This window comes from Acidovorax sp. Root217 (genome assembly GCF_001428645.1).
Classification (GTDB): domain Bacteria; phylum Pseudomonadota; class Gammaproteobacteria; order Burkholderiales; family Burkholderiaceae_C; genus Acidovorax.
Window position 1 is genome coordinate 53,736 of sequence record NZ_LMIH01000024.1, and the last position, 15,049, is coordinate 68,784.

Here is a 15,049-nt window from a genome sequence, read left to right on the forward strand (position 1 = left end):
GCAAAATGCCCCAGGTGCGCTGTGGCGCATGGCCGTACAGGCCTTGCGGCGACTGAGGGCGCCGTTCAGATCCGCGCGCCGCGAAAGCGCTGTGCCGCCTGCCGGCTGACTTCGGCCAGCAGTTGCTCTTCGCGCTGGCGCTCGCGCAGCCAGCGGGCATCGTTCTGGCCGGCCTCGGTCTCGGTGCGCAGCATGTGCATGGCGTTGGCAGCGCCCTGCATGGCGGCATGGCTGGCGATCTTGTCCATGGTCATCATGATGTGCTCGCGCAGCGGCATGTGGTCGCCGGTGGCCGGGTCCACGTACACCGCGTCCATGCCGAAGCGGCAGGCCTGGAAGCGGTTGTAGGTGTAGACCAGGTAGTCGTCTTCCTCGGGCATGAAGGGCTGGTCCGCGAGGAACCAGGCACCGAGCGACTGCACATAGCCCGCCAGCGCGGCGGCACGCTCGATGGTCAGCGGCGTGTCGAAGACTCGGATCTCGATGGTGCCGAACTCGGGCTTGGGGCGGATGTCCCAGTAGAAGTCCTTCATGCTCTTGACCACGCCGGTGCGCGTCATCTTGTCGAAGTAGGCGGTGAAGTCCTCCCAGGTCAGCGCGAACGGCGCGCGGCCCGACAGCGGGAAGGCGAACACCGAGTTCAACCGCGCCGAGTCGAAGGCCGTGTCCTGGCCCTGCACATAGGGGCTCGACGCCGACAGTGCGATGAAGTGCGGGATGTAGCGCGACATGCGGTGCAGCATGAGCAGCGCGGAATTGGCATCGGGGCAGCCGATGTGCACGTGCTGGCCGAAGATGGTGAACTGCTTGGACAAATAGCCGTACAGCTCCGACAGCTCGCGAAAGCGCGGTTTGTCGTAGATGCGGCGCTCGTGCCACTGCTGGAAGGGGTGCGTGCCGCCGCCCACCACGGCGATGTTGAGCTTGTCGGCGCTCTTGACCAGTGCATCGCGGATCGGCGTGAGCTGGCCCAGCACCTCGCTGGCCGAGTGGCAGATGTCGGTGGAGATCTCGATCATGCTGTTCGTCATCTCGGGCACCACGCTGCCGGGCAGCGGTGTCTTGTGCATCAGGCGCAACATGTCCTCGGCATAGGGCGCGAGGTCGTAGTCGTTGGTGTTGACGAGCTGCAGTTCCAGCTCGACGCCCAGCGTCAGCGGTTCGGAATGGTTGAAGGCTTCAAGGCTCACGCGTTGTCTCCGTTGCTGCTGGTGGTGGCGGCGTTCGACAGCGGCGCCCAGGGTTTCGAACTTTCGCCCGCACGGTAGATGGCCACCGTGGCGATGACCGCGCCCAGGACTTCCATCAACAGGATGGCAGGCAGGGCCACGCGGGCGATCAGGTGGCCGGTGGAAGGCGAGGCCACGACGAACTGCGAGGCGATCAGCAGCGCGATGGAGGACATGGGCGTCATTGCGCCGCCGACCCACAGGGCCTGGCGCCAGCTGGCACCGCTGCCCACGTTGCCCAGGGCCACGCCCAGCACCTTGGCCACCAGGCGCACGGCGATCAGGGCCAGCACCACGCCGGCCACCGGGCCGCTCCAGTCGGCCTGCGCGGCCACGGTGGAGACCAGCACGAACATCAGCATGGTCAACAGCGACGACGCATTGCCCAGCTGGCGTGGCCAGGCCCAGGGGCGCGGGTTGAGTTGCTTGAGCAGAATGCCGCCGAGCAGCGCGGCCAGCGGGGCCGAGCCGCCCATGTGCGCCGCCACGGCCGTGCCGGCGGCGATCAGCGCCAGCAGCAGCATGGAGGTGTTCTCGCTGGCCGGGCTCATGATGCGCAAGGCCATGCGCATCACCAGCGCCAGCGCAGCCGCCACCACCACCGAAACGCCGAGCACCACCACCACCGGGTACATGGTGTCGATGAGCGTCAGGCTCTGGCGGTTGATCTGCTCGGCGCGGGCACTGCCCAGCGTCAGCGCGTACAGCGTGGACAGGGTGGCCAGCACGATGGCGCGCTCGGTCACCGGGCCGGCGGCGCGGGTGTCGGCCACCACGCGCGTCAGCACCGCGGGCGAGGCGGCCAGCGCCACCAGGGCCAGGGGCCCTGCCACCTGCGTGGGCTGGTTGAGCCAGACCAATACCCAGTACACGGCAAAGTAGGTCAGCGTGGATTCGGCAATGCTCTGCACCAGCACCATGGGGTTGTGGCGGAACCACCGCAGCGGGATGCGCCCGCCGCATTCGAACAGTACCAGGGCGATCCCGAGCTCCAGCAGGAACAGGCCGATGCCCTGCAGCGGCCACAGCGCGCCGCTGAAGCCGGCCAGGCCCGCGGCCGTGCCCACCAGCGAATAGCCCACCACCTTGGGCAGGCCCGTGTGGCGCTGGCACAGGTAGCCCGCCACGGCGGCCACCGCCAGCAGCAGGGACCATTGCACGGTGGGGAGCCCGGCCGAGGGGCGCAGCCACTGCGCCCAGAAGCTCAGGATTTCATTCATGTAGGGGACCTCTGCATGGCGCGGGCACGGCAGGCGCCCGCGGGTTGATTCTTCGGCAGCACGGCACCACCCGTGCGGTGGCCCGTGCCGGACGGTACCGGCCAGATCACATCGGTGCAGCGCGGCATGGTGCATGGCCATGGCCCAGCCGACAGCGGCTGGCGCGCCCTTACCTTAACGTACCCTGCAGAGACCTCAGGAACCGCTTCGGTTTTGCGCACCGGCCGAGGCCTGTCAGGGTGCGCCTAATTTAACTGTCTCCATCCGTGCTTCTTGTAGGACAGTTTCGAGCTTTGTAAGGAGCTGTGCGCGGGCCGTTGCCGCGTGCATCAACCGAGGGATGGGCGTCCGCGCCCCGGCATGAAGAAGCTCAAGGGGGCCGATCCCATGCGCCCGCGTATGGCAGCATAGATGCGCGAGCGGTCCACGCCGCTCACGCTTTGCGCGCGCAGCGCCAGGCTGAAGGCCAGGTAAAAGCTCACCGTGACGTTGAGCGCTCCGATCAGCGGAATGGCGGCCACAGCCCACCAGAACGCCTGCATGTGCAGCACGGCCATGCCCAGGGCCGCGCAGGCCGCGCCGATCTGCCCGGTGGAGAGCGTCACGTGGCGCACGTCCAGGCCCAGACCGAAGAAACCCGCGATGGCCGGCACCAGGCCGAGCATGAAGCCAAGCGAGATGTTGGCCGCGAAGCCCGAGAGGTTTTCACGCAGGAAGCGCGCCCACCGCGCTGCGCGCGCATGGCCCAGCAGCCCCGTGATGCGCGGGTTGTAGTGCATGGCCGAGTCCAGGCGGTGCAGCACGAACCAGTTCTCCGTCCAGCCCGCGATGATGCTCGACAGGAACAGCAGCACCCCGGTGAAGGCCGCGAAGAACAGCGAGGGCCCGAGCAGGTGCAGCGACTCGAACACATGCTCGGCCTGCTTTTCCGTGATGGCCGGCGTACCGGTGGCCTGGGCGATCAGCAAGGCGAGGGCCAGCACGGCCGGGAACACCACCAGCACATTGCCCAGCACGGCCGCCACCTGCGAGCGCACCAGGTGGGTGATCTCGTCAACGAAGGACTCGATGGCATCGCTGGCCCCAAGCTCCTTGAGCTTGGCGGCCATGGCCGGTGCCGTCATCGCGGGCTGCTTGGTCGCCACCGTGAGGTGCAGCAGCTGGATCAGCACGAAGGTGACGGCGTAGTTCACCCCCGCCCAGAAGCCGCCCCAGAAGGCCGACAGCGCCAGCGCATACAGGCCGAACTTGGCCAGCGTGGTGAAGGCCATCAGGGCCCCGCCGCCTGCTGCCTTCTTCACCATGGAGCGGTACTCGGCGCCCGTGCGGGTGATGTAGTGCTCGCCCGTCTCGGCGCTGCGCTCGGCCACCTTGGCCGCCAGCAGCGAGGAGTTGGAGGCAAACAGCGCGCGCAGGCTGCGCCGCTCCTGTCCCACCAGCACCAGATTGGCCATGAGTTTGGCGGCCGTCAGTGCCGGCTGGGGCGACAGCAGGCAGTCGAGCAACTGGCGCACGCGCAGGATGCGCTCGCGCAGCTGGCGCAGGCGAAACACCAGACCGACCGAGATGCCGTTTTCCTCGAAATGCGTGTACACCGTGGCGGCGGCGGCGCGGCAGGCTTCCAGCCGCTCGCGCAGGCGCTGCACCGCAGCATCGAGCCGCTCGGGCGTGCGCAAGCCGTGCAGCACCTCCACGCGCAGGCTCTCCACGTCGTGGATCAGGGCGTGGAAGGGCTGGGATTCGCGCGCCGTCTCGCTCATGCGCAGGCGCAGCTCGGGTGCGAACCCGGTCGAGAGGATCTGTCCGGCACAGTAGGTGATGGCATCGAGCAGGGCCTTTTGCCAGCGCGAGGCGCCGCCCGTGTCCGTGGGTGCCAGCAGGCGCACCAGGCGTGTGAGCTGGGCCTCTTCCAGTGCGGCCACCCACTGGGCGTCGAACCCGCCGGGCAGGGCCAGCATGAACAGCTCCGAGGCATCGATGGTTTCGGGGCTTGCCGGCAGCAGCTTGTTGCGCAGGCGCTCGGCCACCTCGCTGGCCAGGGCCGTGCGCGGCGCAAAGCCGAAGTCGGCCAGCAGGGTGGTGATGTCCACCGTGTCGACCAGCATTGCCCACCATGCCTGCAGCTTGGCCTGCACCTCGGGGCGGGCTTCCGCCGCGTCCAGGAACAGCTGCAGCCGGCCGACGGCGCCGGGCACCGAGTCGCGCTTGCCGCGCACCCAGTCGAGCAGGCCGATCAGCCACAGGTGGCGATGGGCCAGGTCGGCGTCCGGGTCCAGCCGCGCGAGGATGGTGGCCAGATCGACGCTGCGGCTCAATGCAGCACCCGGCCGGTCAGGGGTTGTCCCGTAGGACCCTGGTTGATCGCCTCCAGCATGAACAGGTCCACCTTGGCATCGAAGGGCTCGCCTTCCTCGCCCACGCAATGGAAGGTGCCGTGCATGGTGCCGCTGGCCGTGCGCAGGCGGCAACCGCTGGTGTACTGGAAGGATTCGCCAGGCTTGAGCAGGGGCTGGTGCCCCACCACGCCCAGGCCCTTGACCTCTTCGGTATGGCCGCGCGAGTCGCTGATGATCCAGTGGCGCGAGATCAACTGGGCGGGCGCATCCCCGGCATTGGTGATGGTGATCGTATAGGCGAAGCTGAACACCCCTGTGTCCGGGGCAGACTGCTCCGGCAGGTACTCGGGCTGCACTTGCACGTCAAACTGGTACTTTGGCATGGGCGAATGGTAACTGCGACAATTGGGGCATGAGCCGACCTTTTCGCATAGCCCCCTCGATCCTCTCCGCCGATTTTGCCCGCCTGGGCGAAGAAGTGCGCAATGTCATTGCCGCCGGAGCGGACTGGATCCACTTCGACGTGATGGACAACCATTACGTGCCCAACCTCACTTTCGGCCCCATGGTGTGCCAGGCGCTCAAGCCGCATGCCAAAACGGCCGATGGAACCGCCATTCCGGTGGATGTGCACCTGATGATCGAGCCCGTGGACGCCCTGGCGGCCGCGTTTGCCGATGCCGGGGCAGACTACATCAGCTTTCACCCCGATGCCTCGGGCCATGTGCACCGCAGCATCCAGGCCATCCGCTCCAAGGGCGCCAAGCCCGGCCTGGTGTTCAACCCGGCAGAACCGCTGGACGTGCTGGACTGGGTGATCGACGACATCGATCTGATCCTGATCATGAGCGTGAACCCCGGCTTCGGCGGCCAGAGCTTCATCGATTCGGCCCTGCGCAAGATCGAGGACGTGCGCCGCCGCATCGAAGCTTCGGGCAAGGACATCCGCCTCGAAGTGGATGGCGGCATCAAGACGGACAACATCCGCCGGGTGGCGGATGCGGGTGCCGATACTTTCGTGGCGGGCAGTGCAATTTTCGGCAAGCCGGACTACAAGGGCGTCATCGACGCCATGCGCCTGCAACTGGGCTGAGCCCGCCGCAGGCGACTTTCGCTTACTTTGCGGGGACGATGATGGTGGTCGTCGTCGATTCGCGCAGCACGCCGCCGCCAGAGACCGAGCCGCTCACGGCACTGCTCTCGACGCGGCGCACGCATTCCGAACGCTCCTGCGCACTCTGGAAGGCACTGCAGCGGTCGGTGCCGTTGGCCGCTGCGATCGGGCCGGGGTCGCTCAGTTGGCCCTTGCGTGATGCATCCAGCGCGTTGGTGGCCTCGCGCATGCAGGTCGCCATGCTGTCCTGGGTGTTGTTGGTCATGCACTTCTGGCGATCCTGCTCATAGCGGGCCGTGGCCTCCGAGGAAGGCGACTGTGCCAAAGCGGCGCCAGATGCTGCCAGCAGGGCGGCGGTGACAACGGGGGCGAAAAAGGCGAAACGTTTCATGGCGAGGGCTCCTTGCGCAGGGCGCAAATGACAGGGTGCAACACGGTTGCTAAAGGATGGATGCAGCGTAGCCCTGCATCCCCTCGGACCCTGTCGGACAGCGCCGACCGCAGTCGTGCGCCGTGGCGCCTTCTTCCTGCCGCCCTTGCCTAACCCAGCCGCTGGAACGTCAGCGTGAAAGCCACCCCGTCGGCCGTATTGCGCGCATTGACGGTGCCGCCCATCTTGGCCATGTAGGTCTTGGCCACGAACAGCCCCTGGCCTCGGTGCTCGCCTTCGCCCACGGGTGTGGGCAGGTCGGGGTCGGACACCCCGAGTTCGAAGATGCGGCCCAACAGCTCGTCGGCAATCGTGACCCCCACGTTGTGCAGCGTGGCGCTGGCGGTGGATTCCGAGGCCGTGAGCGTGAGCGTGATGGCCGTGCCCGCAGGGCGGTAGCGGTCAGCATTGCGCAGGATGTGCGTGACCACGTCTTCCAGCGCGAATTCGTCGGCGCGCACGATGACGGTGCCCGCGCCCCCCTGGTACACCACGTCTACGATGCCTGCGAAGTGCGCGTTGTCCGCCACGTGGCGCAAAAAGGCGTCGAGGTCGAGCCGGCCCTGCGGCACGTCGGCCGCCTGCAACGCCTCGGCCGGCGATGCCGTGCCATAGAGCACGTGCACCGCCTGCTGCATGCGCTGCACATAGCGGTGGCCTGGGTCGCCAGGGCCCCCATGCAGCACCATCAGCGACTGCAGGGGCGACATGATCTCGTGGCCCACGGCGTGCCACATGTCGCGCTCCTGCTGTGCGCGCAGCTGCTCGCGCTGGATGTCGTCCTTCACGCGCTGCAGCAGGTCGGCCAGGCCGCCCGCGAGGATGCCCAGCTCGTCCGAGCCGCGCAGGTCCGAGACATCGAGGTCGCCCAGGCGTGGGCCGATGTGCCCGTCCTGCACGTTGTACGACACGGCGGCCGCGCGGCGGGTGAGGGCGGTCACGCGGCGCAGCAGCCCTACCTCCACGATCAGCCAGGCCAGCGCGATGGCGGTCAGCATGGCACCCAGGTACCAGGACATCCGCGTGGCCACGGCGGCCAGGCCCTGCTCCAGTCCGCGCAGGTTGCCGGTGAAGCTGACCACGTAGTTGCCCGTGGGCGTGTCGAGGATGTCCAGGCCCGCCGGCGTGGTGCGCGCATCGGGCGCATCGAGCGGCAGCCAGCTCACCAGGCGGATCAGCCAGGGCGCCGAGGGCTCGGCCTGCACCTCGCTGCCCTTGAGGGTGAGGGTGTTCTCCTCGCCATCGCCCATCTTGCGCACCTGCACCTTTTCGCCGGGCAGCAGGCTGCGCGTGACCTCGGTGAGCGAGGCGCCGGGCTGCGCGCCGGGGGTGTTGCTGTCGAACAGTGCCGGGCCATCGCCGGGCGCAAGCATCTCCACACGCACGCGCATGCTGCCCAGGTCTTCGGGCGGCCACACCAGGCGCTCCTTGCGGAACAGCGCCTCGCGGAACAGCTCCACCGGCAGGCGGATGGAATAGAAGCTGCGGCGCAGGCAGTCGGGCGCAGCGCCGGCCAGGTCGCGGCACTGGCCGTTCTGCCACAACCAGCCGCGAAAATCGCGCACCGGGCGCGCGCGCGCATCGAGCGCCTCGCCGCCGTTGTCCACAAAACCCGTGAGCCGGCCACGTGCCCCGGGGCTGGTGCCGGCCGCCGTGCCGCTGGCTGGCGCCATGGCCTCGAAGGGCGCCACCCAGCGGCTGGTGGTTCCGCGCATGTCCAGCGTCACGCGGGCCCGGTGCACGGCCGCCAGGTCCAGCGCGCCGCGTTCGCGCGCGGCCAGTTCGCCTGCGTAGAAGCTGCCCACGATGTAGATGAAGCCGCCTGCGTAGGGGTTGTTGCCGATGGCCGCGCAGACAGAGGAGCCATCGGGGTACTGCACCGAACAGCCCGCCATCTCCACCGCCTGCTGGGCCTTGTTCTGGTCGTCGAAGTCGATGGCCGAGTAGGGCAGCAACAGCGGGGCCAGCGGCGTGGCGCCCTGGCCCAGGCTGCCGGCGTTGAGCAGTGCGAGCTGCCCCGAGGGGTGGCGCAGCCGCGCCATCACCTCGGCCTGGCTGCGCTCAAAGCCGTGCTGGTAGCTCTGCCAGGCGCGCTCCTTCTCCTCGCGCAGCAGCACCACACTGAGCGCCACGGTGGCCACCGCCAGCAGGATGAACACGCTGCGCACGAGGATGCGCAGGCGAAAGGCCGGCAGCCCCAGCCGAGGCATCTCGAGCCGGGGCATCTCCAGGCCGGGGCGCAGCAGGCGCTTGATCATGTCTTGAGGCGGCCCTGCGCCAGCGGCGAGCCTACCCACCGGAAACCGCGCATGGGCACGTTCTCGATGCCTTCGAAGGCCGGGTCCACTTCGCGCAGGGCCTCGCGGATGGTGCTCACGTGCTTGCGCACGTTGTCGCGGTTGCGCCCGCTCTTGACCACCTCGAACAGCTCGTCGTACGAGACCACCTCGCCGCTACGCTGGTGCAGCGTGGCCAGAATGCGCTGCGCCGTGAGCGGCAGGTTGATGCGCTCGCCGCGCCAGGTGGGGGTGCGCTGCCACAGTGGGTCGAGCACCAGCGCGTCGCCCGGTGCGGCGGCAGCCGCGGCAACGGATGCCGCAGCCTGGGTCGTCTGCGTGGTGCGCAGGATGTCGAGGAAGGTCTCGATGAAGTCGGCCTCCTCGAAGGTCGTCTTTTGCAGGTAGTCCCAGGCGTCCAGCGCCTTCATGATGCTGCGGTAGATGGCCGCCGGCATGGCCGACACCACCAGCACCGGCGTGCCCTGGCGCAGCTTGTTGATGGCGTTGATGAGGGCCACGCCCGCATGGCGCTCGCGGCCGAGCTCGATGTCCAGCACCACGGCGTCGTAGTGCTCGCGCGCCAGGGCCGCCTCGGCCTCGTCGCGGGTGAACCACTGGTCGATCACGATGCCGCTGCGCGCACTGCGGATCCAGCCGGCCAACTGGTTGCTGGTGGGCAGGTCGTCTTCGATCACGGCGATGCGGGTCATGAACAGGTTCTGAGAGTGGTGCTGCCGGGATTATCCCGGGCCCCCGCCGGCAGCGGTGTGAGTTTTTCTTCCGGGGTGGGAGCTTTTGCACGCCCGGCGTGAGCGCTTTGGTGGGTGCGCCGCATTGTTGCTTCCGGGGGGAATGCGAAGAATTGGACACCAATGCAGCACGGAAATCCGGCGCCGCAGAGAAACCACCCACCGAACCGAATCAACGAGGGAAGACACCATGAAAGCCACCTGGAACCGCATCACCCGTGCCCTGCGCCGCACCCCTGCCGCCGCGCCTGCCGTGGAACCCACCCTGGACGGCGTGCAGGACGAGATCGCTGCAGGCGCTCCCATCGCTGCCTCCCGCCCCCTGGCCCTGCCGTCGCCCCGCACCCTGGGCTGGCTGGTTGCCGGCACGGCGGTGGTGGCCGCTGGCGCCATGGTGTACCGCAACCCCCCGGTGCAGCACCTGGACCAGGGCGAACTCGGTGTGCGCGTGAACCAGTTCACCGGCTCGGTCAGCCAGTGGCGCGATGGCAGCGTGTGGGTGCTGCCCGGCCTGCACAGCGTGCGTGTGTTCACCCTGCGCGACCAGACCTACCGCCCCGAGCAGATGCGCCAGGCCACGGGCGGCGCGCCGCTGCAGTCGGTGGAAGGACTGTCCTTCGGCCTGGACCTGAGCGTGCGCTACGCGCTGGACCCGGCCGCCATGGCCGCGCGCTCGGCCCAGTTGCCCGACAACATCGGTGCCGAGATCGTCGAGCCTGCCGTGCAAGGCCTGATCTACAAGGTGTTCGCCCGCTACACGGTGCGCGAGATCTTCTCTTCCAAGCGCGCCGAAATCCAGCAGATCATCGAGACCGAGCTGCGCACCCGCCTGGCTGCCGATGGCGTGCTGCTGCGCCACGTGCAGATCGGCAAGGTGGACCTGCCCGCTGAATACCGCCGCGGCATGGACAGCCTGCTGGCCGAGGAGCTGGCCTCCGAGAAGATGCGCTACACGCTGGAGCTCAAGGACAAGCGCGTGAAGGAAACCGAGCTCGACGCCAGCGCCGACAAGGTGCGCCGCGAAGTGGCCGCCGAAGCCTCCGCCCGCGAACAGGTGATCGCCGCCCGCGCCCAGGAAGAAGCGATGAAGCATGTGCTGCCCTTCAAGCAGCGCCAGATCGAGCAGCGCCAGTTGGAGGCCGAAGCCGAGAAGGTCTCGCGCATCAAGGCCGCCGAGGGCAACGCCCAGGCCCGCCGCATCGAAGCCAACGGCGAGGCCGACGCGCGCCAGAAGCTGGCCGAGGCCGAGGCCTACCGGATGGACCGCATCGGCAAGGTCAACGCCGAGCAGATGGCGCGCGAAGGCGCGCTGGTCACGCGCCACCCGCTGCTGATCCAGAAGACGCTGGCCGACAAGCTGTCGGACAAGATCCAGGTCATCATCGCGCCCCCTCCGACCAATGGCGACTTCATCGGTGCCGCGCTGCTGGGCGGCAACCGCAACGCCCAGGCCGTGGCCGCGCAGGCCGCCGCCGGTGCCGACGACGCCTCCACGACCCAAGCCACGGAGCAATGAACATGAACCGCACCACCCTGACGCTCGTCGCGGCCATCGCCTCTGCCGCCACCATGGTCGCCACCGCCGCCGTGCAGCCCGCCACCCCGAGCGCCCTGGGCAGCGCCATCGTCGTGCAGGACCAGGCCAGCCTGCGCGCCGCGCCGCGTGACTCGGCCCAGCAGCAGTCCGCCCTGTGGCAGGGCGAGGTGCTCGAAGTGCGCGGCGAGCGCCTCGATTACCTGCAGGTATGGGACCACAAGCGCGAGCGCGGCGGTTTCATCCGCACCAGCGACGTGCGCCGCGTGGCGCTTGATGAGGCCGAGGGCCCGGCGCTGCTGTCGGTACTGCGCTTCGTGCGCGACACTCCGGGCGCCGAAGCATTGGGCATCGGCATCACCGCCGCCTACCTGCAGGCGGCACCGGCCAGTGCACTGGCGGGAGAGCAGGGCGCACAGGCCTTCGACGCACTGGGCACGCTGGCCGACCGGCTGGCGCGCCGCGCCTCGGCCGCCGTGCCGGGCAAGGCATCGGGCGCCACCCTGTCGGCCCACCTGGATGTGGCCAACGGCTACGGGGTGCGCTTCACGACCTACGAGGTCGAAGGCCGCATGCAGGTCTGCTACGACGGCGAGGCCTTTCGCCGCGTGCTGGCCATGCCAGTGGCGGATGGCGAGCAGCGCGCCCGCGCCGCCCTGGCGCTCACCCGGCCCGAGTGCGTGAACCCGGATCTGCCGGCGCACGAGCGGGCCCGTGTGCAGGAGTGGCAGTCGCAGGTGCTCGAGCGCGTGGACGTGGCGGGCCTGTCGCCCTATGTGCGCAACCGCATCCAGATGCGCCGCGCCGGCGTGTGGAGCGCCATGGCCTTCCAGCAGGCGCGCAGGGACATCGCTGGCGCGGCCGTGGCGGCTGCGGCCTCCCGCGCCCTGGCCGAGTTCGCCGGCGTCAGCAAGAACGATCTGCCCGACGAAGACCAGTCCGCCTACAACGACGCCGCCATGCGCGTGGGCGCCGTGCGCTGGGCCCTGGTGCCCACCAGCCTGCCCGCCGCCCAGGGCAACCGCCCCGGCATCGTGACCGAGCCCGGAGCGCCCGGCGAGACCTGCGTGCTGCTGGTCGATGTCCAGAAGGGGGTGAAGGCACCATTGGTGCGCCGCTGCACCTACGGCGTGGTCTGGGCCGCCTCGGCCAGCGTGAACCGCGAGGGCACGGCCGTTGCCCTGGCCGTGCAGCCCCTGGAAGGCTGGCGCGAACTGTGGGTACTGCGCAAGACGGCAGAGGGATGGCTGGTCGACGTGCTGCCACCCGCCGCCAGCGCGCCCGAGACCGGCGTGGCCGAATGGGCCGGCTGGGTGCCTGGCGGCCAGCAGATGCTGGTGGCGCGCGAGGCCCGCGGCCAGGGCCGCTACCGCCGCAGCTTCGAGATCGTGCGCCTGGAAGGCCTGGCCACCGAGCGGGTGACCGGCGACGTGGCTGCGCTGCCCCTGTTCCAGCGCTGGCAGGACCCGGCGTGGAAGCGCCAGACCTTGAGTCTGCGGTAAGCCGGCGCCTTTAAACTCGCCAAGGCCGGGCAGCGCTGCCCGGCCTTTCTTCATCCGCATTCCGAGGAGTTCTTCGCATGTCCGCATCGCCACCGTTGTCTGCCCTGCTGTCCCGCGTGGACGCCGCCATCGTGGACCTGGATGGCACCATGGTGGACACGCTCGGGGACTTTGCCGAGGCGCTCAACCGCATGCTGCGCGAGCTGGCGCTGCCTGCCATCGGGGCCGAGCACATCGAGCACATGGTGGGCAAGGGTTCGGAGCACCTGCTCCGTTCCGTGCTGGGCCATGTGCTGGCGTCTGGCGGGCAGGCGGCAGATGCCGCGCAGGTGGAGTCGCTGTACCCCGCTGCCTGGGCCAGCTACCAGCGGCATTACCTGGATATCAATGGCCAGTACGCGCAGGTGTACCCGGGTGTGATGGCCGGTCTGCAGGCGCTGCAGGCCGCAGGACTGCGCCTGGCCTGCCTGACCAACAAGCCCACGGACTTTGCCGTGCCGCTGCTCAAGGCCAAGGGGCTCCACGGTTATTTTTCTCAGGTGTTTGGTGGCGACAGCTTCGAGCGCAAGAAGCCCGATCCGCTGCCCCTGCTCAAGACCTGCGAGGCTTTGGGCACCACGCCGGCACGCACGCTGATGGTCGGTGATTCGAGCAACGATGCACAGGCTGCGCGCGCCGCCGGCTGCCCGGTGGTGCTGGTGACCTATGGCTACAACCACGGTCAGCCGGTGCGGGCCGTGGATGCTGATGGCTTCGTGGATGCGCTCGCGGAGTTCTCGGCCGCAACCTGAGGGTTTGTCAGGCCGCGATGCGGCGCTGTCCGTTCGCCGGTAGCAGGCGCGAGGCATTGCTGGCAGCCCGGGGCGCAGCGACCGGCGCGGCATGGTGGTTCGCACCGAGCCGGAACACGGCCACCGCCTCCACCAACTGCCCGGCCTGGGTCTTCAGGCTGTCGGCCGCTGCAGCGCTCTGCTCCACCAGCGCTGCGTTCTGCTGCGTGGCTTGGTCCATCTGCGTGATGGCTTCGCCCACCTGGCCCACGCCCGAGCTCTGCTCGCTGCTGGCGGCGCTGATCTCGCCCATGATGTCGGTCACGCGGCGGATGGATGCCACCACCTCGCTCATGGTGGCGCCGGCCCGGTCCACCAGGGCGCTGCCGCGCTCCACACGCTCCACGCTGGTGCCGATCAGGCCCTTGATCTCCTTGGCCGCCTCGGCGCTGCGCTGGGCCAGGTTGCGCACCTCGCTGGCCACCACGGCAAAGCCCCGGCCCTGTTCACCCGCGCGGGCGGCTTCCACTGCGGCATTCAAGGCCAGGATGTTCGTCTGGAAGGCAATGGAGTCGATCACGCTGATGATGTCGGCGATCTTCTTGCTGCTTTCGTTGATGCCCTTCATGGTGTCCACCACCTCGGCCACCACCTGGCCGCCCTGGATGGCGACGGTCGAGGCGCTCATCGCCAGCTGGTTGGCCTGGCGTGCGTTGTCGGCGTTCTGGCGCACGGTGGAGCCCAGTTCCTCCATGGAGGCGGCGGTTTCTTCGAGCGCCGACGCCTGCTGCTCGGTGCGGGCCGACAGGTCGTTGTTGCCCGAGGCGATCTCGGCGCTGGCGGTGGCCACGCCCTCGGCGCTGTGGCGCACATTGCCGACGATGGTGGCCAGCCGCGACTGCATGGTGGCCAGGGCCTGCAGCAACTGGCCGGTTTCGTCGTTGTGCGTGGTGGTGATGGGGTGCGTCAGGTCGCCATCGGCAATGCTTTCGGCCGCCTGCTTGCCTTGCTGCACCGGCCGCACGATGGAGCGCGTGACGGTGAAGGCCAGCAGCGCGCCCAGCGCCACCGCGATCAGCGTGCCCACGCCCAGCAGCACCTGGCTGGCTTTGGCCAGCGCGCCGGTGTCGCTCTGGCTCGCGGCCAGTTGCGTGGCCATGGCGGTGCGCAGGTCATCGAGGGACTTGAGGTACCGGTCGGCCAGTGGGCGCAGTTCCTTGTCCACCAGCGTGGGTACATTCGGCTCGCCACCACGGTGCAGTTCGCGGATCTCGGCGAGCTTGTCGCTATAGGCTTTGCTCGCGGCGGCAATGGTAGCCAGTTGCGCGCGGTTGCTGTCGCCCTGCACCAGGCCTTCGACGCGCTGGACCTTGGTCTCGATGCCCTTGGCCGTGGCCTGCGTGTCGGCCGTGAGCTTTTCCATGTAGTCGCGGTCGATGGCCTTGAGGAAGGCCTCGGTGCGCACCCAGTTCAGGCGGATGTCGGCGGCCCAGTTCTCCACCAGGGTCTGTTGTTCGATCTCCTGCGTGGCCACGCGCTCGCTGGCGCCCTGCAGGCTGGCGATGCGCCACATGCCGGTGGCGGCGAGGAGCGCGGTGATGAGCAGGATGGCGCCGAAGGACAGGCCCAGGCGCAGGCCGACGGAGAGGTTGCTTGGTTTCATGGTGTGGTCAGGCGCGCGAACGAAGGTGCAGGGTCAAAGGGCGGGGGTTGTCGGCGGATCGCTCCTGGGCGCGGGTGGCGAGGATATGGCCCGGCAGGAGCGTGCGGCGGATGGCGCATGCACACGCTGCCGGGGCTTGAACAGGTTCTTCGAAGGTTACGCCTGCGGTTTGCAGGCGCTGTGTCTGCCGGGTGACAGAAGTAGGTAGGTGCTTTCCCGGGAG

At 68.9% G+C, this 15,049-nt stretch carries 12 protein-coding genes; 4 read left to right on the top strand and 8 right to left on the bottom strand.

The genetic code is table 11. The features are described from left to right. Nucleotides 1–65 precede the first annotated feature (65 nt). From ASE31_RS21835 to apaG, 4 genes are all read right to left on the bottom strand, one after another. Nucleotides 66–1,190, bottom strand: coding sequence for a YbdK family carboxylate-amine ligase (locus ASE31_RS21835; RefSeq protein ID WP_057203917.1), 1,125 nt, complete (start codon nucleotides 1,188–1,190; stop codon nucleotides 66–68). Then, nucleotides 1,187–2,449 carry a cation:proton antiporter gene (locus ASE31_RS21840; protein ID WP_057203918.1) on the bottom strand — a complete coding sequence of 421 codons (1,263 nt, stop codon included), beginning with the start codon at nucleotides 2,447–2,449 and terminating at the stop codon, nucleotides 1,187–1,189. The genes ASE31_RS21835 and ASE31_RS21840 overlap by 4 nt, the downstream gene beginning before the upstream one ends. Before the next feature lie 329 nt (nucleotides 2,450–2,778). Further along, complete coding sequence (locus ASE31_RS21845) at nucleotides 2,779–4,764, bottom strand: site-specific recombinase (RefSeq protein ID WP_057203919.1); 1,986 nt, start codon at nucleotides 4,762–4,764, stop codon at nucleotides 2,779–2,781. Then, nucleotides 4,761–5,168, bottom strand: a complete 408-nt coding sequence (gene apaG, locus ASE31_RS21850) for a Co2+/Mg2+ efflux protein ApaG (protein WP_057203920.1) — start codon at nucleotides 5,166–5,168, stop codon at nucleotides 4,761–4,763. The genes ASE31_RS21845 and apaG overlap by 4 nt, the downstream gene beginning before the upstream one ends. Nucleotides 5,169–5,197: 29 nt before the next feature. On the opposite strand from apaG, the gene rpe reads away from it, so the two are divergent. Beyond that, nucleotides 5,198–5,878, top strand: a complete 681-nt coding sequence (gene rpe / locus ASE31_RS21855; protein ID WP_057203921.1) for a ribulose-phosphate 3-epimerase — start codon at nucleotides 5,198–5,200, stop codon at nucleotides 5,876–5,878. Nucleotides 5,879–5,900: 22 nt separating this feature from the next. Here rpe and ASE31_RS21860 read toward each other — a convergent pair whose 3' ends face one another. From ASE31_RS21860 to ASE31_RS21870, 3 genes are all read right to left on the bottom strand, one after another. Then, nucleotides 5,901–6,290, bottom strand: a complete 390-nt coding sequence (locus ASE31_RS21860; RefSeq protein WP_057203922.1) for a hypothetical protein — start codon at nucleotides 6,288–6,290, stop codon at nucleotides 5,901–5,903. A 149-nt stretch (nucleotides 6,291–6,439) separates the two neighbouring features. Continuing rightward, nucleotides 6,440–8,587 carry a HAMP domain-containing sensor histidine kinase gene (locus tag ASE31_RS21865; protein WP_235514719.1) on the bottom strand — a complete coding sequence of 716 codons (2,148 nt, stop codon included), beginning with the start codon at nucleotides 8,585–8,587 and terminating at the stop codon, nucleotides 6,440–6,442. Further along, nucleotides 8,584–9,318 (bottom strand): response regulator transcription factor, encoded by a 735-nt coding sequence (locus tag ASE31_RS21870; RefSeq protein WP_057203923.1) that lies wholly within the window; start codon nucleotides 9,316–9,318, stop codon nucleotides 8,584–8,586. The genes ASE31_RS21865 and ASE31_RS21870 overlap by 4 nt, the downstream gene beginning before the upstream one ends. 229 nt (nucleotides 9,319–9,547) lie before the next feature. Between ASE31_RS21870 and ASE31_RS21875 the strand changes: the two genes are divergently transcribed. The 3 genes from ASE31_RS21875 (at nucleotide 9,548) to ASE31_RS21885 (ending at nucleotide 13,184) form a co-directional block, all read left to right on the top strand. Continuing rightward, complete coding sequence (locus ASE31_RS21875) at nucleotides 9,548–10,873, top strand: SPFH domain-containing protein (protein ID WP_057203924.1); 1,326 nt, start codon at nucleotides 9,548–9,550, stop codon at nucleotides 10,871–10,873. Between the two features lie 53 nt (nucleotides 10,874–10,926). Beyond that, nucleotides 10,927–12,393, top strand: coding sequence for a hypothetical protein (locus ASE31_RS21880; protein ID WP_057204124.1), 1,467 nt, complete (start codon nucleotides 10,927–10,929; stop codon nucleotides 12,391–12,393). A gap of 77 nt (nucleotides 12,394–12,470) precedes the next feature. Then, nucleotides 12,471–13,184 carry a phosphoglycolate phosphatase gene (locus ASE31_RS21885; RefSeq protein ID WP_057203925.1) on the top strand — a complete coding sequence of 238 codons (714 nt, stop codon included), beginning with the start codon at nucleotides 12,471–12,473 and terminating at the stop codon, nucleotides 13,182–13,184. Between the two features lie 7 nt (nucleotides 13,185–13,191). On the opposite strand, the gene ASE31_RS21890 is transcribed toward ASE31_RS21885, so the two are convergent. Continuing rightward, a complete protein-coding gene (locus ASE31_RS21890; RefSeq protein ID WP_057203926.1) occupies nucleotides 13,192–14,826 on the bottom strand; it encodes a methyl-accepting chemotaxis protein in 1,635 nt (544 codons plus the stop codon). Nucleotides 14,827–15,049: the final 223 nt, after the last annotated feature.